This is a genomic window from Vibrio salinus (assembly GCF_021272385.1).
Classification (GTDB): Bacteria; Pseudomonadota; Gammaproteobacteria; order Enterobacterales; family Vibrionaceae; genus Vibrio; species Vibrio salinus.
Genome location: NZ_JAJSDZ010000009.1, coordinates 697,539 through 719,904, shown reverse-complemented (window position 1 = coordinate 719,904; position 22,366 = coordinate 697,539). Strand labels below are relative to the sequence as shown.

Genomic DNA, 22,366 nt, shown 5'->3' with positions numbered 1-22,366 from the left:
CCTCCTAAAGCGCATTCACTTTTTTGAGTCCTTCCGACAGACGTTCTTTCATTGCCCCTTTGTCTACCATGTTATCCAGACTCACAATAACCGGCTCAACATTCATAGACTGAAGCTGTTCGGCAATATCCTTAGTACCAATAAAAATGTCACACTGCATGCCCTTTGCCGAACCGAGATCGGTATGGTCGACTTCGGCATCAATACCAAGATCTTTCAGAATGGTTTTCAGGGACATCTCCATCATCAAACTGGAGCCCAGACCATTTCCACAAACTACCATTATTTTCATACTGTTACCTTCCGTTCAGGTTAAAGTTTTCGATATTTTTCCAGCACTGTTGTTATGTCAGTGACCGAGTCAGCCCCACATATTTTCCGTACATCCTCATCGTTCATAAATAGCTCGGCTAACTGAGCAATAGTGTCAACATGGCTGTTACTGTCGACAGCGGCCAAAGTTACAAGCAAATGAACCGGATCGTTTTCTTCAGAACCAAAAGAGACACCTTGTTTAAATACCGTTAATGACAATGCTATCCGGTTAACCCCATCTTCCGGGCGGGAATGAGGCATCGCAATTCCCGGTCCCAGAACATAATAAGGTCCTATAGCTTCATGTGACCGGTAAATTGCATCAACATAACTTGCATTGATGGCACCATTTCGGATCAACGGTTCACACCCTTTTTTGACCGCCGTACGCCAGTCAAAATCGTCGTGATAAATGTGAATCACATCTGGTGTTAATAATTTTGTAAGCATAAGTATCTGAACTTTGGCAATGAACAATGCAGCCTACTGTAACGGGCAAATGAGTAGAAAAGTTTAGGTTTGATCACAAACGATAGCGCTACCTGATAGCGCTATCATTATTTGTGATAGCGCTATCATTTTATCTTAAAAGACTGAAAAACAGCATGAAGTAAATGCAAACAAAGCCATTCTGTCGTGTTATTATTCACTCAGTGAAATAAAGGAAATTGATATAAAGTAATGCGTCAAACAAGAAAGAGAAAAGGATCAGGCAAAGTCACAATCGCAGATGTCGCTAAAAAAGCCGGTGTAGGTAGTATGACCGTATCCAGGGCGTTGAGAACTCCTGAGCTGGTTTCAGAGAAGCTCAGAGAAAAAATTCAGCAGGTAATAGAAGAGTTAGGCTACATACCGAATAAAGCTGCCGGCGCGTTAGCTTCTGGTGAAAGCAAAATGATCGCCGTCATTCTTCCCTCTTTAACCGACAAAGCATGCTCCCTGTTCTTACCGGGTTTTCAGAAAAAACTGAATCAACAGGGTTACCAGTTACTACTGGGTTATTGTGACTATTCACCGGAACTGGAAGAAAAGCTGCTTTCAACGTTCATGCAAAGTCGCCCCGATGCTATCGCATTATTTGGTTCACAACACAGTGAAACAGTACATAACCTCATTGCATCAACGGAAACACCGGTCATTGAAATCGCAGAGTTTAATAACGCCTCCCGTTATCACTGCATCGGTGCTAATCATTTTGAAATTGCCAAAGCCTGTACCAAACACCTTCTCCACCGGGGATGCAAAAATGTCGGCTTTATCGGGGCCAGAGATCATCATTCCGTACTACAAAATATGCTTCATGGATGGCAAAGTGCCCTGATAGAGAATTACCTTGCCCCTGACCACTTTCTGACGGCACCGGAAACCGCTTCATTCGAACTGGGAAGTGATGGACTATCGAAGCTGCTATTACGCGATCCTACCCTTGATGCGCTGGTTTGCAGTCATGAAGAAATCGCGCTGGGCGTCCTTTTCGAGTGTCAGAGGAAACTAATCAAAGTTCCTCAGGATCTTTCCATAGTTTGCCTCAATGGGTCCGCCTCATGTGAACACACTTACCCCAGATTATCCTGTGCCAGGATTAACTACTCAGAAATGGGGAAAAAAGCCGGTGAGCAAATTCTTTCACTACTGGGAGGCACCGTTTCACAAAATATGGCTATCGATGTCGGTTTTAAACTCTATCGCGGCTCAAGCACTCATAAACTGGAAAAGAATTAAGAGCCCTAACCGGATAGCTTTTTACCCAGACTGAGAATAACCGGAACTAATATTAACGTAATCGGAGTAGCAAATAATTCACCAAACACCAACGATACAGCCGCAGGTTTCAGATACTGTGCCTGTTCAGATGTTTCAGACAACAATGGGAGCAAACCACAGACTGTCGTTAATGTTGTCAGGAAAATCGCTCTCATCCGGCTTCTTCCCGCCTCAATAAGAGCCACCTTACCCCCCAAACCGGACTCGTAAAGCTGATTAAACCGGGTCAGTAGTACCAGAGAATCATTGATAACGACCCCTGTCATCGCCATCATCCCAAACATAGAGAGTAAACTCACCGGTAACGCCATCAGACCATGCCCGAAAATGGCACCGGCAAATCCAAATGGAATCACTGACATAATAATGAAAGGTTGCCAGTACGACTTCAAAGGCACAGCAAGAAGAACATAAATAAGCAATAATGTCAGTAACATGGCTTTTCGGAAACCATGCTGAACATCGTCCTGCTCAGCAAACGCTCCCGACCGGGAAATTTTCACTTCCGGATACATTTTCTGAAGTTGAGGTATCGCATTTTTGTTTAATATGTTTAAAACTTCCTCGGCTGAAATAACACTCTGCACCTGTCTCCAGGAAACCTCTATCACTTCATCGTAATTACGCCGGTTAATGATCTGAGCCTGATGAGAAAAAGTCAGTTTTGCGATGTCTCCAAGAGAAACATAGCTGCCATCGTTCAATTTAACCGGAGTCGACGCTAACTGAGTTAACGTCTTTCTTTCCCGGTTGGGAATCCGGACAACAACCGATACTTCCTCGCCTTTTTCCAGTAAACGGTGAAGCTCAATTTCACCATAAGTACTGCCAATGACTCTGGCAATATCTCGCTGACTGATACCTAACTGAATGCCTCTGTTATTTAGCACAACCTGTAGCTGTCTTCTTCCCGATGAGCCATTATCGGTAACATCTTTCACCCCTTTAATGGCTTTCAGACGAGCTTCAATTTTCGCCACCACATACTTAGCCAGCGCCCGGTCCGGAGAAGACACAACCAGTGAAGAGCTTCCGGCAAACTCACTGGATAACGTGTACTGCATTGAAACATTGCCTTCCAGATTACCCGTTTTTGCTTTCCATACTGACAATACATTATCTCCCGGAATAGCCGACAGCGCCTCATTTGAAAGTTCGATATCTACTTCCAGTTTGTCCAGAGATTCCCGGGAAACAAAATATTTACTGACCGGCGGATGGTGGAGGTTAAACATATCCTGTAATGCTTTTGACGTAGCTAGTACCGCTTTTTCCAGATGAGCGATATGCTTTTTACTTAACTCAGGTGAAGCACTCTGATCCATTTTGACAATAAGTGTACCGTACCTTCCGGGAATATCCGGAAAAAAGGCAGAGCGGATATGCCCGTTAACGACAGCCATATAAGCACTGAGGGCAATAAGTAAAAACACCGATAATGCTGTCACTCTGTTTTTTAACGCCGAAGTCAGTAACGGACAATAAACGGAATCACTGATATAACAAAGCGCATCATTGACCGCTTTCCGGCAATACTGAAGCCCTCTGGAGAAACGATGCCGATTCGGCTCCGAACTGACAGGAAAACACAAATGTGTTGGCAGAATGAATTTACTTTCTATCAGAGAAAAAATCAGGGCTAAAATAGCCACGCCGGAGAACCCTGCCAGCACTTTAGCCAGTTCATTTTCAATCCATAGCATGGGGGAAAAAGCCGCAATCGTCGTCAATACACCAAAAACCGTTGCGACCGAAACCGAATCAACACCTTTTAACGACGCTTCAGCCGGGGATAATCCGGTTTGCCGTTCCTGATGTATGCTTTCACCAACAACAATAGCATCGTCCACCAGAACACCGAGGATCAGAATCATACCGAACAGTGTAATATCATTAATACTGTAATTAAAATAAGGCAGACCCATCATCCAAATCGCTCCGGCAAGCGATACCGGAATACCCATCGCGACCCAAAGTGCCAGTCTGACTTCAAGAAACAATCCCAAAATAATCACAACAATGATGAGTCCCTGAATAGCATTTGAACCGAGCATCTCTAGCTGGTTATCGATATAAGGAGCCATATCCGCCATGACGTCAGTTTGAATACCGGAAGGCAGGGCCGGTTGTAATAACTTCAGCTCTTTTTTTATTGCGTCACTGACATGAAGTAAATTGTCCTTTGTGCTGGTAGAGATCATCAGAGCAATGGCTGGTTTTCCCTGAAACCGCACGATGCTGTCATCGTTTTGATAAGTCCGGAGCACATTAGCCACTTCGCTGAGTCTGACTATTGAATCCGGCGTGATGACAATCGGTAAATTTTTCAGTTTCAGTAAATTATCAGCATAACGATCGCCTTTAAGAACAATCACCCCGGACGAAGATTTCAGTTTTCCACTTCTGAATTCCGTTGAAAACTGATTGATCCGCCCGGAAAGCACCGTCGGATCCAAACCATATTGTTTCAATTTTTCTAAATCAGGCTCAATACGCAGTTCCTGTTTGCGTTTACCTAAATTGGTTATCTGAGAAATACTGGCATTACTCTGAAGCTTATTTTTGACTTTAATTGCCACTTTCTGCAGAAGATTTTGGTCATGTCCGCCATAAATGAGTATAAAAGCAGCCAGGTTGGTAAATTCATCCCGTTGAATAACCGGGCGCTCAGCCAGTGCTGGAAAACCTTTAATGCCGTCTATCTTATTCCGCACATTTTCAATAAGCCGATCAAGGTTGACCCCCGTTGCTTTCCTGATATAAATGATGGCCGATTCCGGTCTTGACTCACTAATCACACTTTTAATACCGGCGATCCCTCTGATGGCATTTTCTATGCGCTGAGTAATACCGTCATCGACTTGTCTGGCTGTCCCTCCGGGGTATTCTACGGAAACCGTCAGCCGGGTCGGAGGGATTTGTGGAAAAGATTCAACCCGCAATGTGCCCATTGTCAGAAAGCCGGCCACCAGTATAAAAATCATCAGCAAATTCGCTGCCACCGGGTTATCAATAAACCACTTTGTTGCTGTTTTCATTCCGTCTTCTCCGGCAGGGCCTTTTGCCCCTGTAACATCGAACTCAGCGGAAAACGAACTAATAATCGAGGTTGATCCGGTTTTTGCTTATAACGAAAACGGACTTTCCCCGGTGTTTCCTCTATCAGCTCAATACGCTCAAGTTTCAACCGCCCTTCAACAAGACTCCATACCTGGCCATCCTGAGTTAACACCGATGAAGGTGCCTCAACAACATCTCGCAATAGTGGTACAGAAAAGAGAACCTCTACAAATTGATCCGGAAGCAAAGGATCATTACCGACAAACGGATGTTTGACATTTAGTACAAGACTTCTCTGACGGGTCTTCTCATCGAAAACCGGAGAAATATACCGGATACTGGCATCCCAACGGGTTCCGGGAAATGCCGTCACTTTTGCTGAACATCCAACGGAAAGTACTCTTTTTAACCGCTGCCAATCCCCCCTGGATAATTCAACTCTCACATCAACGGATTCACTTGATACAATCTGAAACATTGACTCGCCAGCATCTACCCACTGTCCGGGGACCACCATTTTTTTCACCATAATGGCCGGATAAGGGGCTTTAACCGTTGTCTGTTCAAGCATTTCCTGAGCATAAGCGAGCTCCGTTCTGGCAGACGTCAGTTCTGACTTGGCCATACTGATATGTGGCTCAAAACGCCCAAATGAAGAAAGCTTGTTTCCTCGGGAGATTTTTTCCGCTACGTATTGTTTATGACGATAGTTCATCAGTTCAAATTGAGCTTTTGCGACTTTTGTTCTGGCGTCATCCACAGCGACCTGATATGACACCGGCGATATCTTTAACAACGTCTGCTTTTCTTCCAGATGATCGCCAGGAGACGTTTTACCGCCTATCGAAATAACCCGTCCGGAAACAGCTGATTTCATTAACAGCGGCCACCGAGCCATCGTGATGCCCGATACTTTTACAGATAAAGACGATTGTGCCGGTATCACTTTAATCACAGAGACTCCGGGAATGGATTCATTCTGATGTTCCGGAGGTATATTCCGGCTTTTTTCTGAAAGACTCCATAAAAGCAGCAATCCTCCAACACTGAGAATTAATACTTTCCATACATACTTTTTCATTGCCAACGGCTCCGGAAGTGATCTATTCAGTCAAAATGCCCATCTTTTTTGGCAAAACACAGATAATTTATGAGACACATATGTATCATAGTTAATTTTATTTTATGATACAAGCGCGTCTCATAAATATTTGGTAAGATAGAAAGACACTCCCATTTTCAGGACAAAGGCAACTAAGTGAAATTCAATGATGCAAGGCTGAAAAAATCCAATAACGCTATTCTGGAAGCGGCTCTTCTGACACTGACCGAAAATCCGGATACACCATTTACGGATATTGCAAAACTTGCCGGGGTTGGCAGAGCGACGCTATACCGGCTTTATCCCAACAGAGAATCATTACTCGAAGCCCTACTCATCCGCTGTCTGACAGAAATTGACAACAAGTTGCTAAAAGCAGAATCGAAAGCACGAAGTACAAAACACTTTTTCGAGTTACTTTTTGAAACGATGCTTCACCTGGAAAAAGAATATAAACTGATGTGCCAGTTCGAGCCGGAAAAGTACCCGTCTGAAAAAATTAAGGCTCTGTATTCACGTCAGGAATCCGAGATGATTGATCTCATCCGGCTGGCACAAAAAGAAGGTCTGATTGATAACACACTACCGGAGATTTGGGTTGCCCGTCTGATTGACGGAATTATCTATGCGGTATGGGAGTTTAACCGGACAGAAAAAGACATAAAGCAATCGGTGAAACTGGCTACCAAAGCATTATTTAACGGTATTCAGGACAGCTCTCCGTCACTTTTTGACAGAATCAGATAAAGAACGAAAATCGCAGCAGCACCTATCGCAACACTGACGTATGCGATATTCGTTAAACCGTATTCCCGGATAACATTACCGCCGATTAATGCGCCGCCCCCAATCCCTATATTCACAATACTTGAGAACACTGCCATCACAAAATCTCCACCCTTATCATTTGTTGAAAGCACCGCAGACTGTAAGCACAGCATCATCATAATCCGGGTTGACCCCCAAATCATAATCAACATAAACAGCAATGGCACACTGGAAACTAACGAAGGTAGCAGCGACATCGAGCACAAAACAATGCCGGTAAAACAGATAAACCGGGCTTTTGGAGAAAAATACCGACATATACGGCTAAATAAAAAACTTCCGACCATGGCTGCCACCCCGAACAACAGCAAAAATAGTGTTACCGAATTCTCTGCATAGTGTCCAACGTTTTTCAGAAAAGGCTCAATATAGCTATATGTTGTGAAATGACTGACAAAAACCAGAAACGTAAAAAGATACAAGAGTAGCAGCAACCGGCTCCTGAACAACTCAGAAACCTGCCTGACTGAACCTTTGAACGTGCTGGGCAATACTGGCAACAGACGTATCAGAGCAAGCAGGACAAGCAAAGCCATTATGGCAATGGCAACAAAAGCCACTCGCCAGCTAAAAAACTGCCCGAGAATCCGGCCCACCGGGACCCCCAGAATTAAAGCCAGGGAAGTCCCTGTCGCAATCATACTTAATGCAAATGGCTTTCTCTCCGGCGGGACAAGGCGAATTGCCAGATTGGCCGTCATTGACCAAAAGAGAGAGTGAGCCACAGCGACACCGATACGACTAAACAACAATTGTTCAAATGTACCGGCACAAAACGAAAAGATATGGCTGAAAATAAAGAGGATAAAAACCCCAATCATCAGCTGTTTCCGTTCAATTTTTCGGGTAAGAATAATCAAGGGCAGAGATAACGAAGCAACAATCCATGCATAAATCGTCAGCATCCAGCCAGTTCCTTCAACCGACATATGAAATTCAGTCGTAATGTCACTCAATAATCCGACAGGCACAAACTCCGTCGTCTGAAAAATAAACCCGGCAACAGTCAGTGCCAGAATTTGCCTGGTTTGTGTTGTTTTTGATGGTGACATAGGACTGCCGGACAAAGCGTTCATAAATGAACGAATCAATTGAAGAATAACGTATTTTATCCTTTTTATGGCAAATAAAGATACGGTAGAAATAATAAATTCATAATCGCTCAGTAGAAGAAATAAACAAAAACTACCGGCTCACTCTACATCCGGCGGAGATGCATTGATTTCACCTATCAATTCAATAGAAACAAGCGATTTCCGTTTAACTCCCGGGGATGGGAATATACTTTCCGAACGCAAGATACTGCAATGAACAACTAATATTATTTAAAGGAAAGTAAAGCATGATTAACACTCAAATTAAACCATTCAACGCAACGGCATTCAAACAGGGGGAATTCGTAGAAATCTCTGAAAAAGACATCGCAGGTAAGTGGGCAGTATTCTTCTTCTATCCAGCTGACTTTACTTTCGTTTGTCCAACTGAGCTTGGTGACCTTGCAGATCATTACGCAACACTTCAGGAGATGGGCGTCGAAGTATTTTCTGTATCAACCGATACTCACTTTACTCATAAAGCATGGCATGACAGCTCAGACACGATTGGCAAAATCAACTACTACATGGTTGGCGACCAAACCGGAACTATCACAAACAATTTCGGTGTAATGCGTGAAGGTCAGGGTCTTGCAGACCGCGCGACTTTCGTTATCGATCCGGAAGGCATTATTCAGGCCGTTGAAATCACTGCTGAAGGTATTGGCCGTGATGCTGAAGATTTGCTTCGTAAAATTAAAGCGGCTCAGTATGTTGCCGCTCACCCGGGTGAAGTTTGTCCTGCAAAATGGAAAGAAGGTGAAGCCACTCTGGCACCATCACTAGACCTTGTCGGTAAAATCTAAGCAGGCCGACCATCATTGACTTTTGGGCTGGAAAATTCCCGGCCAAAAATCAGAAAAATTGAGAGCGGACCGGAGATCTTTCCCCTGACGACCTAAGATCTCTGTCTGCTCTCCCCTTAAATCTTTTATCCAGAGTGACCACTCAAGATTTAGTAATCAGGATGAATTAACCATGTTAGATCAGGCAATAAAACAACAATTACAACAATACCTTGCGAATCTTAAACAAGATGTCCGCTTAGTGGTCAGTCTAGATGACAGCAAGGCTTCACAGGAAATCGAATCACTGGCAAATGAAATTGCAGAACTGAGTTCATTTATTTCCGTCACCCGTGACGATTCAGCCAGTGAACGAAAACCCGTGATGACAGTCTCCAATCCGGATAAAAGCACTCAGTTACGCTTTGCCGGCATACCAATGGGACACGAATTTACCTCTCTGGTACTGGCTCTTCTTCACTCAGGTGGGCATCCGATAAAACTGGAATCCGGTGTCATCGAGCAAATTGCCCGTCTGGACAAAAAACTGGACGTAGAAATTTTCATTTCTCTGTCATGTCAGAACTGCCCGGATGTGGTTCAGGCTTTCAACATGATGGCAGCCATTAATCCGGACATAAAAGTAACGATGATAGACGGTGCTTTATTTCAGGAAGAAGTCAAACAACGTGACATCATGGCGGTCCCGACGGTCTATGTGAATGGCGAAGTCTTTGGTCAGGGTCGTATGTCTCTGTCTGAAATTCTAACCAAAGTAGACGATGGCGCCGCGGAAAAAGCCGCAGCGGACATCAGTAAGAAAGACCCGTTTGATGTGCTTGTTATCGGTGGAGGCCCCGGTGGTAGTGCCGCTGCCATCTACTCAGCTCGCAAAGGAATCCGTACCGGTCTGGTTGCTAAACGTATTGGCGGACAGGTCATGGACACCATGGCCATCGAAAACTTCATCTCAGTAAAACAAACGAAAGGTCCGAAACTGGCTGCCGATTTAGGTGAGCACCTGAATGAATATGGTGTCGATATCGTCGAAGACCAACAGGTTGACAAAATCATGGGTGCTGAGCATACAGATGACGGCTATATTCAGGTCAGCCTGGAAAGTGGTGCCAGATTAAAAAGCAAGAGCTTAATTTTAAGCCCGGGCGCACGCTGGCGTGAAATGAATGTACCGGGAGAGCAGGAATACCGCAATAAAGGCGTTGCTTACTGCCCGCACTGTGATGGCCCGTTGTTTAAAGGAAAGAAAACCGCCGTTATTGGTGGTGGTAACTCAGGCATTGAAGCCGCGATTGATTTAGCCGGCATCGTTGAACATGTGACGGTTCTGGAATTCTCAGACTCGTTAAGAGCCGATCAGGTGCTGATTAACAAAGCAAACTCACTGCCTAATATTGATATTATCACCATGGCACAGACCACAGAAGTGGTCGGAGATGGCAAACGGGTAACAGGACTGACATACAAAGATCGTAATACTGACGAAATTAAACAAATAGAATTATCCGGCATTTTTGTCCAGATTGGTCTGGTGCCCAATACCGAATGGCTGAAAGATTCGTCAGTCGCATTATCTCAACGTGGTGAAATTGAAATCAATGCCCGTTGCGAAACCAATATGAACGGCGTATTTGCCGCTGGTGACGCAACCACAGTTCCTTACAAACAAATTATTATTGCCATGGGTGAAGGCGCTAAGGCCAGCTTATCGGCCTTTGATTACTTAATCCGTCAACAGGGATAATAATAAAATCAGGATGCAGTCAATACTGGCTGCATCTTATAGTTTTTTTACCATTGAGATAAAAGAACGACACCTCAGTTCATTTTCCGTATTCATCAGATTCGCAAATACCCTCTCCCCTTTATAGCAATAGCTCTGGTAGTCGATTCTGGCTGCAATCTGAAAATCAAACAGACTCTTTAACATATGCTGAGTTGCTTTTGTCGACACTTCCGCGACAAGATAGTGATACCCACTTTTTATTGCTCTCTCCAGACACAAAATGCCCAAATTTAACCCTATATCTCGATGCCGGTATTGCGGCAATACACTTTCCATGAACAAGTGAAGCGTTTTATGCGTACTCAGCTCAGGAAACATTTCATTTGTTTCCCTCACCAGACGATTAATCATATTAGTAACAGCACCATACTCTGGCGGAACAGGAATGTCAGAAAACAGGTCAAATTCATGTTTCCGGAATTCATACTGATTGGTAATTAAAACACCGACGATATCGCCGGACTCATTTTCCGCTATCAGACATGGCCCTTTACTTTCACAGGAAGACCGTAAACAAATACCTTTAAAATAAGGTCTGAATTGGTCGAAATACGCCTGAAACCCAATGTGATGAGTACCCGCAGCAATTTCTGTTTTAGGATCATTAAAATACGATGTCGTCAGACAGTCAGATGCCTTTTCAATGTCATCTTCATCTAAAATTTTATAAACGATACCGTTTTCAGTGTAAGGCAGGTTATGTTGCTTTCTTTGCTCTGGGGAAACAGAAAGCGCGTCACGAAGACAAGGAGTCTTTTCTGCTTTTTTCATTCCATATCCGATACAAAACGTCTCTACTAAAAGAATAGACGGTATCCACATGAAATGAGAAAGAGAACATCATTTTCAGCAGCAGAGATCGCATTCACATCCAGATGGCTTAATTCTGCCTGAATATAAAAAAGCCAGAAAATCTGGCTTTTTTATTATCTTGCAATGCTGGATTCAATTTCTGTTTGACGTTCTAAAATCCATTGACTATCGAAAGGGCCCCAATCAGATAACTTATAGTATCCATCGTTGTGACGACGACCATCTTGAATAAACATCAGCTCAATACCGATTCCAGGTAACGCTTTTAATACATCTTGAATTGTACGGCGTGGCCAACCCGTTTTCTCTATCAATTTAGGAACATTGGGCCTTTCAGTATTTTCAACGAGATACGCTAAATACAACCTCCGAGCAAAAACAGGACTCAATTCCATCGAAACCTCCTATATCGTGCAACACCATTATTTCTGTTTTCGCTTAACGTGTGTTGCGCTCGATCAATAGATCTTTCAGTCATGTCACTGGTTTTGCTAAGTTATTTGCAGAATAGTGAATCCCGGGCATATTTTTGTGGAATCAATCACTTCCTGATAGGATTTAGGGATACATCAAACTATCTTTCCAAGGAGAATGTATGTCAGTCATCATGTATGGAATTTCCAACTGCGATACGATAAAAAAAGCAAAAAAATGGTTGGAAGCTCAACAGATTTCCTATTCTTTTCATGATTTTCGTAAGCAGGGAATCGATGAAGATATGGTAACCACTTTTTGTAACCAACTGGGATGGGAAAGCGTACTAAATAAACGGGGAACAACTTACCGTCAGCTTTCACAGGAACAAAAAGACGAAATTAATGGCACATCTGTCGTAAAACTTCTTGTAGAATATCCGGCAATGATAAAGCGCCCTGTTCTTTGTATTGATGGGAAATATCACATTGGTTTTAAACCAGAGCAATATGCAAAACTATTTTCAGAATAAAGGAAACCAAGGATGACAGACAGTCCTGTTTTAGCACTGGCTAAAGACTTAATCAGTCGTAAATCGATTACCCCGGAAGACGCCGACTGCCAAAAAGTCATGATCGAACGTCTTAACGCTTTAGGCTTTAAAATTGAAGTCATGGTATTTGAAGATACGACTAACCTATGGGCAAGAAAAGGCAGTGAAGCACCGTTATTTACCTTTGCAGGTCATACCGATGTTGTTCCGGCTGGCAATGAAGAGATGTGGCATACATCCCCCTTCGAACCTACTATCATCGATGGTCATCTGCACGGACGTGGTGCTGCCGATATGAAAGGCTCTCTTGCCTGTATGATTATCGCCGTTGAGCGGTTTCTGGAAAAAAATCCTGACCACAAAGGTTCAATCAGCTTTCTGATTACTTCCGATGAAGAGGGTCCGTTTATTAACGGAACCACCCGTGTTGTTGATACACTCCGAGAACGTAATGAAATTATAGATATGTGTATCGTTGGCGAGCCCTCCAGTACCAACCATGTCGGCGATGTGGTAAAAAACGGACGTCGTGGTTCTCTGACAGGTGATTTGGTCGTGAAAGGTGTTCAGGGGCACGTAGCCTACCCACATCTGGCCCGTAATCCAATCCACGAAGCACTTCGGGCAATTGCAGAGCTGACAGAAACCAAATGGGATAACGGCAACGACTTTTTCCCGCCGACCAGTTTTCAGATTCCAAACGTTCAGGCCGGTACAGGTGCACCCAATGTGGTTCCGGGTGAATTTTATGTTCAGTTTAATTTCCGGTTCAGTACAGAGCTGACCGCAGACGAAATAAAGAGCCGGGTGCATTCAACACTGGATGCGCACGGTCTTGATTACGAGCTGAGCTGGGTACTGAATGGTCTTCCATTCCTGACAGACAAAGGACCGTTACTAGATGCTGTTGTTGATTCCGTCACTCAGATTAATCATCAGACACCGGAATTATTAACCACCGGAGGTACATCCGATGGACGCTTTATTGCTCAGATGGGATCTCAGGTAATAGAACTCGGACCGGTCAATGCCACCATTCATAAAGTCAATGAGTGTGTCAGTATCACCGACTTAGAAAAACTGACCGATATGTATGAAAAAATCATGGAGAACCTGTTGGCGTGATAATGACTCCTGACCAATTGACAGGGAAAGTAACAACTCACTTATGCTCACAGCTTATCGGCAGAAAGCACTTTCTCATACATCAAAATGTCACTGATGATTTGACAAAGTTAATACATGCCGCAAACCGAGATGGGTTCGACTTTCATATTGCCAGTGGGTTCAGGAGTTTTGAGCAGCAGCTTACCATCTGGAACGGAAAATATTCGGGGCAAAGAACCGTGTTAGATAGCAATAGTCACCCGGTGGATATCTTTACCCTGAATGCCGAAGACAAAATCCACGCTATTATGAAATGGTCTGCTCTGCCGGGAACCAGCCGTCATCACTGGGGAACCGACTTTGATGTTTATGACCGGGCAGGACTGCCTGATGGTGTTACGATGAAACTGGAACCCTGGGAATACCTTCAGTCTCACCAAAAGCCATTCTACCAATGGCTGGTGAAACACGCAGTAACTTATGGTTTTTACTTCCCCTATGAGCAAGATCTTGGCGGAGTGGCTATCGAACCCTGGCACCTAAGCTATCGTCCAGTTGCAAGCGATTGTCTGAAAAGCCTCAGTGTGGAATTAATTACCCAACAACTGAGAGATGAACCGCTTCTGGGAAAAAAGTTTATTTTACCCAGGTTAAAAAGCCTCTACACTCAATATATTAGTAACCTGTCACTTTAATGGTAATTCCGATGGATATACTGACTTCTCCATGGGTCATCATACCTTTAATCATGATTATACTGATTGGTAATATGGCCGCTTTCAAATATCTGACACCAAAAAATCTGGATGCATATAAAAAGAAAGAAAGTGATCTTGACCGGTTAATCGAACTGGACAAAAAACGGCGCAAAGCGCTTAACGACGAAGAAACAGAAAACAAAAAAAAGGACACTGAACATTAGCAGTGTCCTTGGATATTCAAATAACAGATAAGACTATTTCTCTAATAGCTTCGATAGCACTGGCACAAAAGAATTCAGTGCACTCTCTGTAACAGGCTTACCTTTCGAATCGGTGATATTGATTGATGTCCGGTTTCCTAAATCCCCTAACAAGAATGTATAAGTCCCGCTCTTAAGATCAACTGGCTTAACACCCAGCGAAGACCACACATCATTATCCGGTGTCTTATATTCAACTTTAATCGTCCCTTGAGACTCAGCTTTATCCTGAGACATCATGTCGATTTTCATCAACGATACCGGCAAACGCTGCCAGGTAACATTAAAAGGCGCCCGGGCGATAATAACAGGTAACCCACTGCGATCCGTTCCCATCTGAATATTGATATTATTCATCTGATTCTGAATGCGTGTCGCCTCATCACTTCTGGCTTTGGCGTCATAGCGGATAACCACGGCATTAGCCATTTCTGCAGTATAACGATTCGCAAGTGAGACATTATTTATTTGCGACTTTCTGTTCTGCTTCAGATCCAAAAGCCGTATCTGAATGCCTTCCTGATTCGCTTTGGCTAACTTCTCAAACTGATAGCGGCCGATAACAGGAGACGGCTCATCCTTGGGTGACCAGGATACCCAGTCAGTCTGAATAACATGACTCTGACGTGAATATCGGGCTCCGGAAGAATCCAGAAAAGAAATAATCTGAGACCAGAGCTTATCTGCTAACCCGCGTTTTACCATCCACAATTCAGCCGTTTTATTTTTTTGCTGAATTCTGACTCCGGACAGAAGCTCCAGAATTTCCTGAGGTGGACGGATATCGACGGCCTCTCCCGTTTCACCATGATACTGACCTGATGGTATAGCGTATTGAGGATAAACTTCCGGCGTCGCATTTTTCGGATAGTTCCACGCATGAAGAGCCGTGGTATCCAGATATGCATAGTCATCTTCTGCCTGCTTACGCTCAACAGCATTATTTGAACAAGCGGATAAAACTAAAACAGCTAGTGTACTACTCACTAGCTGACAAGAAAACTTCATTGAAACTCCTATAGGAAGCCGAGGTAATTACCCCGGCAAACATACTAAATTTCACGCAATTATAGAAGACCTGCGTCCTTCATTGCCTGTTCAACAGCTGGAATTGCTGATTCAGAAAGCGGTGTCATTGGCAGGCGAAGGAGCCCACATTCAATGATTCCCATTCTTTCAGCAGCCCATTTTGCTGGAATTGGGCTGGATTCAATAAATAAATTCTTATGAAGTCCAAGCAGACGTTTGTTCAGTTCTTTCGCTTCATCAAAACGTCCTTCCAGTGCTAAATGAACCATTTTAGCCATATCTGCTGCTGCTAAATTATTGGTTACTGAGATAACACCATTACCGCCAAGTTCTAAAAACTCAAGACCGGTACTGTCGTCACCACTGAGTAGGACAAAATCATCAGTACAAAGTTCACGATGTTTTTTAACGCGGCTTACATCACCTGTCGCATCTTTGATGCCGACAATGGTTTTTATCTCTGACAAACGACCAACCGTCTCAGGGTGTAAATCAACACCAGTGCGGCCTGGTACATTATATAAAATCTGAGGGGTATCGGTTTCTTCAGAAATCGCTTTATAGTGAAGGTACATACCTTCCTGTGTTGGCTTGTTGTAGTATGGCGTCACGCTCAAACAAGCAGCAATACCAGTGTTATTCAACAAACGAGCAAATGTTAATGCTTCATGTGTTGCGTTCGCACCTGTACCCGCAATAATTGGGATACGTCCCTGAGCATATTCAACAGTTCTTTCAACAACTTTGACATGCTCTTCAATACTAAGAGTCGCAGATTCGCCTGTAGTGCCTACAGAAACAATAGCGTCGGTCCCTGATTCTACATGAAAATCAACCAGCTTCTTCAGACTGACATAATCTACTTCGCCATCGTGTCTAAAAGGTGTAATTAATGCGACAATACTTCCAGAAAACATGTCTTTCTCCCTAGGTTGATACTACCTGCATGGTACTGTAATGCGATGAATAAACACAAGTGATTCATTGCGCTTATTTTTGCTAAATTAGTGAATATTTATTATTGATTGATCTGGTTCTAAAAATTTCATCACTCATTCCTAACGAAATAGAATTTTCAGGAAAGGTATAGAGCTAAAACACAAACTTTGTTATGCATGACCGAGCGAAAAAGGACAGATAAAACCAATATAATAAGACTATAGATAATACCGATTATGCTACCATGTCCAGAATAAAATTAACCCGATAAATTGCTAAATTGATATCAGGTTAACGTAAAGTCAGAAAAAGAAGGAAAAAGAATAATGAATACATTACAGGCGGGAGCCAGTGCTCCTCAATTTTCATTACAGAATCAAAGCGGTGAAACCGTCTCTTTATCCGATTTTCAGGGGAAAAAAGTACTCCTTTATTTTTACCCGAAAGCCATGACGCCCGGTTGTACCGTTCAGGCTCAGGGACTGCGTGATATAAAAACACAACTGGATGATCTGAATGTCGTCGTTCTTGGAGTCAGTATCGACGCAGTAGCCCGGCTGGATAAGTTTACAATACGCGATGAACTGAACTTCACATTACTTTCAGATGAAGACCATCAGACAGCAGAAGCTTATGGTGTCTGGGGAGAAAAAAAATTCATGGGGAAAGTCTATGACGGATTACACCGTATCAGCTTTCTGATTGATGAAAACGGCGTCATTGAACATGTCTTTAATAAATTCAAAACAAAAGATCACCACCAGGTCGTTCTTGACTACCTGAATCAATAACCGCCATTGAAAAATAAAAATGCCGGCAAACGCTCAATTGCCGGCATTTCATTACTGTGTACAATAAACCTTAAAATTAAACAATAAACTTGTTTAATAAATTGTCCTGCTCCCGCACTTTCTCCGCTTGCTCCTGAGTTTGCTCATTAGACATTCTTGCAGATTCCGCAACCTGACTACTCAAATCCTTAATCTTAAAGGTATTGTTGTTAATTTCTTCCGCTACTTGGCTCTGTTGTTCCGCCGCCGCCGCTATTTGCATATTCATATCATTAATATGTTGAATGGATAGACGGATTTTTTGCAACGCTTCATTGGCATACTGAGATTTTTCGACAGCAGAAACCGTCGTGTCTTTGCTCTCTTTCATCGCAGACGACACCGCCATTGCACCAGATTGTAATTGTTCAATCATCGAACGAATTTCTGTTGTTGATTGCTGTGTACGCTGAGCCAGTGTCCGGACTTCATCGGCAACCACCGCAAACCCCCGACCGGATTCCCCGGCCCGGGCCGCTTCAATTGCCGCATTCAAAGCCAGTAAGTTTGTCTGATCAGCAATATCGTTAATCACTTTCAAAATCGTCTCGATATTAGCTGTCGCAGATTCAAGCCCTTGAACTTCTTCGACCGCCTGATCAATTCGTGCAGCAAGCTGATCGATAGAATCCGTCGTCTCCTGAACAACAGAGGAGCCTTCAGATGTAGCATTGTCGGCTTCCTGAGCAGCTGAAGCTGCTCCCTGAGCATTATTTGCCACTTCGGAAGCCGAAGCTGCCATTTCATTCATTGCCGTAGCTAACTGCTCCAGTTCCTGCATTTGGCTATGCATGGCTTCGACTGATTTATCCGCATTCGCCAGTGTTGTATCGATACCGGCATGAAGATCATTACTGATTGATTTAGAATGTTTCATCTGATTTTGCAATGAAGCAATAAATTGGTTAAAACCAATGGCTAACTGAGCGAATTCCGGGTCCGTATTTTCATCCAAACGTTTCGTTAAATCTCCTTTTCCTGAAGCAACATCCTCAATAGCTTCATTTAGAGCCCCCAAAGGTTTCATCAGCACTTTAATCAGGTAAGTCAAAATAAGTAAACTGATTACAACACCGATAATGGTATAGATAACCGAGCTGTTACGCACTTTTCCGATAGCCTGAAAGGCTTTGTCTTTATCAACAACAGCTCCGACATACCAACTTTCTCCCGGTACCGGCACAAATTTCACCAGATAGGGGGAACCTCCAATCGTTACATCCTGAAGCCCTGTTTTAATCATCACATTAGGAAGAAAGTCGCTAATTTTTTTGCCATTGAATTCCGATTTGGGGTGAGCTATTGTGATTCCGTCATCCGTTGCAATAAACATGTATCCGGCATCAAATAGGCTCGCTTTATTAACCAGTTGAGCCAGACCGGATAAATTAACATCAAAGAACATGGAGCCGACATATTCACCATCTTTCTGGATTGGGGTTCCCACTGAAATGATCATCGTCTTGGTTGCTACATCCAAATACGGCTTAGTCACAAAAATATTTTTGGTCTGCTTGGCATTGGTATACCAGGGCCTGACCCGGGGGTCATAGCTGCTGTCAGGTGTCCAGCCATCTATATTTTCGACTACAGAACCGTCTTTTTCATAGCCAATGCCAATTCCGGCAACCGCTTTTTTAATGGAAGGTTTTTCAATAAGTGTCTTTACAAAATCAGTATTATGAGGATCAATTTCTATGGCATCAGTAATCGATAAGGCAAACTGCCGGCCTCCCTTCATTTGAGCAGAAATAGTATCTTCTACTCCTCCTACAATTTCGTTCAGACTTTCATTAACCAGACTGGTGACTTCATCTTTTACTGTCGTTAGCTGCTGAATACTAAGAAGCGCCACTGTTGCAAACAGTAACGCCGATGAGGCGGCGACGACTTTATGACTAAATTTTATCACAACCCATGTCTCCCAAAAGCTTAAATCCCTTAAAGTATATGCTATTATCGGCAGTTGAGACGGCATCTTTAACTATGATTCCATAAGGTAGAAAAATAAATTTGTAACAAGGTATTTAGCCCTACCGATACTAACAATTACTTTTCCCTCAAAAAGATAAACTTACATTCTTTCACTTACCTATTGAGAGGTAGATTCCTCTTCCTGTGCTGGCACAGCTTTCCATACCGCTTTAACCAGAGTAGCAAGCGGGATGGCAAAGAAGACACCCCAGAATCCCCATAAACCACCAAACACCAATACCGCAACAATAATTGCAACCGGATGAAGATTTACCGCTTCAGAGAATAAAACAGGTACCAAAACATTCCCGTCTAAGGCCTGGATTATTCCGTATGCAATCAGCAACCAGTAAAAATCCGATGTAAATCCCCACTGAAAAATACCAACAATCGCTACAGGGATGGTCACAGCGGCAGCGCCGATATAAGGAATCAGGACTGAAAACCCCACAGCGACAGAAAGTAAAACCGCATAACGGAGATCCAAAAGTGCAAATGTTGCATAACTGACACCACCGACAATAACGATCTCCAGCACTTTTCCATTGATGTAGTTGGATATCTGCTGATTCATTTCCACCCAAACCTGATAAGCCAGTTCTCTTTCTTTAGGCAGCACACTACCCAACGTGGTTATCATTTCCTTTTTATCTTTCAATAAAAAGAAAATCAGCAAAGGGACCAAAATCAGATAAATAGACAAGGTTGCCAGACTCAGCAGGGATGAAAAGGATCCTTTCACCACTTTTTCCCCCATTGATAACGCTTGATCTTTTGCATTATCCATCACAGATTCAACAATTTTCAGGTTCGCTAATTCAGGGTACTGTTCGGGGATATGCGCAATGGAAGTCTGCAGTCGTGCATACATGCTAGGAATATCATTAAGCAAATTCCCGACCTGTTCCCAGATTGTCGGAACCAGCCCAAAAAAAGCCAATAGCATAAAGCCAACAAACAACAATATGACTAAAATCACCGCCAGAGTCCGCGGCAGACCTAACTGACTCAGTTTGGAAACCGGCCATTCGAGCAGATAAGCCAATACGATAGCCACCAGTAATGGAGCGATTAAATGGCCGAAAAAATAGATGACAATGAAACCAAAAAAAAGAATCGCAAACAGACTCACAGCCCGGGGATCCGAAAAGCGTCTCTTATACCAACGGTTTATCATATCGAACATGTTTTGAAGTCCCTTTAAAACTAACCTGAACTTATATTCATTTATTTATTGTAGTATCGGAATATACCCAAACCAGCAGAAGATGCAGTGCTCATCAGGATTTGGATACCATTGTCATAAAAAATTAAATTATGCTACAAGAATCAATACTATATGGTTTCATTATTTCTGGTTACCTATAATATAGGGATTCTATTGTATAGACTTTTAAAGTAGTTACCATAGTCAGTAACCTATGATAAAAATTTATAATGTCAGTAAGTGTAACCATGTAGAGAAACTCTATTGTTATATCAGGGTCTAAATATTTATCCAGTAAAAAGACAGAGTAAAAATGAAGTTGGGTCAATTTTCTAAAAAACTGATTAGTTTATGTATATCGGCATCTGTTTGCCTGTCTCCGCTCGCCTACAGTAAAGATATTGATTTACCTGATATTGGTACCGTTGCCAGTGCAACCTTAACCATCGCTCAGGAAGAAATATACGGCGATGCTTATATGCGCAGTATGCGTGCCTCTCAACCTATCATTCATGATCCGGTCCTGAGCGATTATATAAACGCCATCGGCCACAGGTTGGTTGCAAATTCTGAAAATGTCAAAACACCCTTTTACTTTTTTCTGATCAGAAACAGAGAGCTTAATGCCTTTGCCTTTTTTGGCGGGCATGTCGCCGTTCATTCAGGCATTTTTCTTCACACTCGGACAGAAAGTGAACTGGCCTCAATTCTGGCTCACGAAATTTCGCACGTAACCCAACGCCACTTAGCCCGGAGTATGGAAGCCGAAGCAAAACGAACACCGGCAACCATCGCAGCACTCGCTGGCTCTCTGTTACTGGCAATAGCAGCCCCTCAGGCTGGCGTCGCAGCCTTGTCAGCCACAACAGCTGGAACTATACAGAGTAAGATTAATTACACCCGGGCTAACGAAAAAGAAGCGGATCGTTTTGGTATCGCAACTCTGGCAAAAGCCGGGTTTAACCCTTATGCTATGCCCCGGTTTTTCGGTCGTCTGGCAGATGAATACCGCTATGCAAGTACACCACCAGCCATGCTGCTGACTCACCCCCTGCCACAGTCAAGAATTACAGACAGTCGTCAAAGAGCAAATCATTATAAGCATGTAAAACTGGCTCCATCTTTGCAATACCAATTAGCCAGAGTCAGAATCATTGCCCGTTATACCGGTTTAGAAGATGATGCAGCACTGGACTGGATAAACCGCCATGATAAAGAAAACATCTCAACGATTCATTCTGCAATGGAATACGGGCGGGCACTTGTCTATCTGGATACGAAGAAATTCAATAAAGCAAAACCAATTATTAAAAAATTACTGACCTCAGCTCCCCTCAACCTATTCTATCTGGACGCAGCTTCTGATTTATATATTGGTCTGAAAAAACCCATGCAGTCCGTCAGTCTGTTAAAAACCGCATTACAGCAAAGTCCCGACAACAATGTGATTATGGTCAATTATGCCAATGCTCTTTTAGAAGCAAAAGAAAACAATAAGGCAATTAAGGTATTACAACGCTATACTCATGATCATCCGGAGGATACGATTGGGTGGTCATTGCTATCGAAAGCGGATGCAAAAACAGGAAACCAGGCAGAAGAACTGGCATCAAGAGCAGAATTACATGCTCTGAAAGCTGACTGGGATCAGGCCATACAGTTGTATTCACAAGCCAGCCAACTGGCAAAATTAGGAAGTTTAGAACAGGCAAGGTATGACGCAAGAATCGACCAGCTCATGGCGAAAAGAGCTCAGTTCTTAGCGTTAAAACAATAGATTCAAGGAG

Annotated in this window: 21 protein-coding genes; 10 read left to right on the top strand and 11 right to left on the bottom strand. The window is 43.2% G+C overall.

Annotated features, from left to right (window positions below):
- Window positions 1-4 precede the first annotated feature (4 nt).
- On the bottom strand, window positions 5-292 hold the full coding sequence (locus LRQ06_RS11565) for a PTS sugar transporter subunit IIB (protein WP_232766483.1): 288 nt from the start codon (window positions 290-292) through the stop codon (window positions 5-7).
- Between the two features lie 20 nt (window positions 293-312).
- Window positions 313-765: a PTS sugar transporter subunit IIA gene (locus LRQ06_RS11560; RefSeq protein WP_232766481.1), complete on the bottom strand. Its 453-nt coding sequence runs from the start codon at window positions 763-765 to the stop codon at window positions 313-315.
- A 231-nt stretch (window positions 766-996) separates the two neighbouring features.
- On the opposite strand from LRQ06_RS11560, the gene LRQ06_RS11555 reads away from it, so the two are divergent.
- A complete protein-coding gene (locus LRQ06_RS11555; RefSeq protein ID WP_232766479.1) occupies window positions 997-2,037 on the top strand; it encodes a LacI family DNA-binding transcriptional regulator in 1,041 nt (346 codons plus the stop codon).
- 5 nt (window positions 2,038-2,042) lie between these two features.
- Here LRQ06_RS11555 and LRQ06_RS11550 read toward each other — a convergent pair whose 3' ends face one another.
- Entirely contained in the window at window positions 2,043-5,117 is a 3,075-nt protein-coding gene (locus tag LRQ06_RS11550) for an efflux RND transporter permease subunit (protein WP_232766477.1), read from the bottom strand.
- Entirely contained in the window at window positions 5,114-6,220 is a 1,107-nt protein-coding gene (locus tag LRQ06_RS11545) for an efflux RND transporter periplasmic adaptor subunit (RefSeq protein WP_232766475.1), read from the bottom strand. Before LRQ06_RS11545 ends, LRQ06_RS11550 begins: the two co-directional genes overlap by 4 nt.
- A 177-nt stretch (window positions 6,221-6,397) precedes the next feature.
- Between LRQ06_RS11545 and LRQ06_RS11540 the strand changes: the two genes are divergently transcribed.
- Window positions 6,398-6,988 carry a TetR/AcrR family transcriptional regulator gene (locus LRQ06_RS11540; protein ID WP_232766473.1) on the top strand — a complete coding sequence of 197 codons (591 nt, stop codon included), beginning with the start codon at window positions 6,398-6,400 and terminating at the stop codon, window positions 6,986-6,988.
- Here LRQ06_RS11540 and LRQ06_RS11535 read toward each other — a convergent pair.
- Window positions 6,949-8,121, bottom strand: a complete 1,173-nt coding sequence (locus tag LRQ06_RS11535) for a sugar transporter (RefSeq protein WP_232766472.1) — start codon at window positions 8,119-8,121, stop codon at window positions 6,949-6,951. The genes LRQ06_RS11540 and LRQ06_RS11535 overlap by 40 nt on opposite strands.
- A gap of 290 nt (window positions 8,122-8,411) precedes the next feature.
- On the opposite strand from LRQ06_RS11535, the gene ahpC reads away from it, so the two are divergent.
- Entirely contained in the window at window positions 8,412-8,969 is a 558-nt protein-coding gene (ahpC, locus tag LRQ06_RS11530) for an alkyl hydroperoxide reductase subunit C (protein WP_232766470.1), read from the top strand.
- A 172-nt stretch (window positions 8,970-9,141) separates the two neighbouring features.
- Window positions 9,142-10,710 (top strand): alkyl hydroperoxide reductase subunit F, encoded by a 1,569-nt coding sequence (gene ahpF, locus LRQ06_RS11525; RefSeq protein ID WP_232766469.1) that lies wholly within the window; start codon window positions 9,142-9,144, stop codon window positions 10,708-10,710.
- A gap of 36 nt (window positions 10,711-10,746) precedes the next feature.
- On the opposite strand, the gene LRQ06_RS11520 is transcribed toward ahpF, so the two are convergent.
- Both LRQ06_RS11520 and LRQ06_RS11515 read right to left on the bottom strand, forming a co-directional pair.
- Window positions 10,747-11,523: a hypothetical protein gene (locus LRQ06_RS11520; protein WP_232766467.1), complete on the bottom strand. Its 777-nt coding sequence runs from the start codon at window positions 11,521-11,523 to the stop codon at window positions 10,747-10,749.
- A gap of 155 nt (window positions 11,524-11,678) precedes the next feature.
- A complete protein-coding gene (locus LRQ06_RS11515; protein WP_232766465.1) occupies window positions 11,679-11,960 on the bottom strand; it encodes a winged helix-turn-helix domain-containing protein in 282 nt (93 codons plus the stop codon).
- 200 nt (window positions 11,961-12,160) lie between these two features.
- On the opposite strand from LRQ06_RS11515, the gene LRQ06_RS11510 reads away from it, so the two are divergent.
- From LRQ06_RS11510 to LRQ06_RS11495, 4 genes are read left to right on the top strand one after another with little or no spacing between them, the layout of a single operon-like run.
- Window positions 12,161-12,511: an ArsC family reductase gene (locus LRQ06_RS11510; RefSeq protein ID WP_232766463.1), complete on the top strand. Its 351-nt coding sequence runs from the start codon at window positions 12,161-12,163 to the stop codon at window positions 12,509-12,511.
- A gap of 12 nt (window positions 12,512-12,523) precedes the next feature.
- Entirely contained in the window at window positions 12,524-13,657 is a 1,134-nt protein-coding gene (dapE, locus tag LRQ06_RS11505) for a succinyl-diaminopimelate desuccinylase (RefSeq protein ID WP_232766461.1), read from the top strand.
- Between the two features lie 2 nt (window positions 13,658-13,659).
- The gene (locus LRQ06_RS11500) at window positions 13,660-14,334 is read left to right on the top strand and encodes a M15 family metallopeptidase (protein ID WP_232766459.1); all 675 of its coding nucleotides are present in this window, start codon (window positions 13,660-13,662) and stop codon (window positions 14,332-14,334) included.
- An 11-nt stretch (window positions 14,335-14,345) separates the two neighbouring features.
- Entirely contained in the window at window positions 14,346-14,561 is a 216-nt protein-coding gene (locus LRQ06_RS11495) for a DUF2897 domain-containing protein (RefSeq protein WP_232766457.1), read from the top strand.
- 33 nt (window positions 14,562-14,594) lie between these two features.
- Here the strand turns inward: LRQ06_RS11495 and bamC are convergent, their stop codons facing one another.
- Together bamC and dapA are read right to left on the bottom strand one after the other, a co-directional pair.
- Window positions 14,595-15,608 (bottom strand): NlpB/DapX family lipoprotein, encoded by a 1,014-nt coding sequence (gene bamC, locus LRQ06_RS11490; protein ID WP_232766456.1) that lies wholly within the window; start codon window positions 15,606-15,608, stop codon window positions 14,595-14,597.
- A gap of 59 nt (window positions 15,609-15,667) precedes the next feature.
- Complete coding sequence (gene dapA, locus LRQ06_RS11485) at window positions 15,668-16,546, bottom strand: 4-hydroxy-tetrahydrodipicolinate synthase (RefSeq protein ID WP_232766455.1); 879 nt, start codon at window positions 16,544-16,546, stop codon at window positions 15,668-15,670.
- Between the two features lie 348 nt (window positions 16,547-16,894).
- On the opposite strand from dapA, the gene bcp reads away from it, so the two are divergent.
- On the top strand, window positions 16,895-17,359 hold the full coding sequence (gene bcp / locus LRQ06_RS11480; RefSeq protein WP_232766454.1) for a thioredoxin-dependent thiol peroxidase: 465 nt from the start codon (window positions 16,895-16,897) through the stop codon (window positions 17,357-17,359).
- Between the two features lie 76 nt (window positions 17,360-17,435).
- On the opposite strand, the gene LRQ06_RS11475 is transcribed toward bcp, so the two are convergent.
- Entirely contained in the window at window positions 17,436-19,307 is a 1,872-nt protein-coding gene (locus LRQ06_RS11475) for a methyl-accepting chemotaxis protein (RefSeq protein WP_232767168.1), read from the bottom strand.
- A gap of 183 nt (window positions 19,308-19,490) precedes the next feature.
- A complete protein-coding gene (locus tag LRQ06_RS11470) occupies window positions 19,491-20,558 on the bottom strand; it encodes an AI-2E family transporter (protein ID WP_232766452.1) in 1,068 nt (355 codons plus the stop codon).
- Between the two features lie 334 nt (window positions 20,559-20,892).
- On the opposite strand from LRQ06_RS11470, the gene bepA reads away from it, so the two are divergent.
- A complete protein-coding gene (bepA, locus tag LRQ06_RS11465; protein ID WP_232766450.1) occupies window positions 20,893-22,356 on the top strand; it encodes a beta-barrel assembly-enhancing protease in 1,464 nt (487 codons plus the stop codon).
- Window positions 22,357-22,366: the final 10 nt, after the last annotated feature.

Bases quoted from the DNA above. Each gene is read 5' to 3' on its own strand.
- LRQ06_RS11565 (WP_232766483.1), bottom strand. From the start codon at position 292: ATGAAAATAATGGTAGTTTGTGGAAATGGTCTGGGCTCCAGTTTGATG.
- LRQ06_RS11560 (WP_232766481.1), bottom strand. From the start codon at position 765: ATGCTTACAAAATTATTAACACCAGATGTGATTCACATTTATCACGAC.
- LRQ06_RS11555 (WP_232766479.1), top strand. From the start codon at position 997: ATGCGTCAAACAAGAAAGAGAAAAGGATCAGGCAAAGTCACAATCGCA.
- LRQ06_RS11550 (WP_232766477.1), bottom strand. From the start codon at position 5,117: ATGAAAACAGCAACAAAGTGGTTTATTGATAACCCGGTGGCAGCGAAT.
- LRQ06_RS11545 (WP_232766475.1), bottom strand. From the start codon at position 6,220: ATGAAAAAGTATGTATGGAAAGTATTAATTCTCAGTGTTGGAGGATTG.
- LRQ06_RS11535 (WP_232766472.1), bottom strand. From the start codon at position 8,121: ATGTCACCATCAAAAACAACACAAACCAGGCAAATTCTGGCACTGACT.
- ahpC (WP_232766470.1), top strand. From the start codon at position 8,412: ATGATTAACACTCAAATTAAACCATTCAACGCAACGGCATTCAAACAG.
- ahpF (WP_232766469.1), top strand. From the start codon at position 9,142: ATGTTAGATCAGGCAATAAAACAACAATTACAACAATACCTTGCGAAT.
- LRQ06_RS11520 (WP_232766467.1), bottom strand. From the start codon at position 11,523: ATGAAAAAAGCAGAAAAGACTCCTTGTCTTCGTGACGCGCTTTCTGTT.
- LRQ06_RS11515 (WP_232766465.1), bottom strand. From the start codon at position 11,960: ATGGAATTGAGTCCTGTTTTTGCTCGGAGGTTGTATTTAGCGTATCTC.
- LRQ06_RS11510 (WP_232766463.1), top strand. From the start codon at position 12,161: ATGTCAGTCATCATGTATGGAATTTCCAACTGCGATACGATAAAAAAA.
- dapE (WP_232766461.1), top strand. From the start codon at position 12,524: ATGACAGACAGTCCTGTTTTAGCACTGGCTAAAGACTTAATCAGTCGT.
- LRQ06_RS11500 (WP_232766459.1), top strand. From the start codon at position 13,660: ATGACTCCTGACCAATTGACAGGGAAAGTAACAACTCACTTATGCTCA.
- LRQ06_RS11495 (WP_232766457.1), top strand. From the start codon at position 14,346: ATGGATATACTGACTTCTCCATGGGTCATCATACCTTTAATCATGATT.
- bamC (WP_232766456.1), bottom strand. From the start codon at position 15,608: ATGAAGTTTTCTTGTCAGCTAGTGAGTAGTACACTAGCTGTTTTAGTT.
- dapA (WP_232766455.1), bottom strand. From the start codon at position 16,546: ATGTTTTCTGGAAGTATTGTCGCATTAATTACACCTTTTAGACACGAT.
- bcp (WP_232766454.1), top strand. From the start codon at position 16,895: ATGAATACATTACAGGCGGGAGCCAGTGCTCCTCAATTTTCATTACAG.
- LRQ06_RS11470 (WP_232766452.1), bottom strand. From the start codon at position 20,558: ATGTTCGATATGATAAACCGTTGGTATAAGAGACGCTTTTCGGATCCC.
- bepA (WP_232766450.1), top strand. From the start codon at position 20,893: ATGAAGTTGGGTCAATTTTCTAAAAAACTGATTAGTTTATGTATATCG.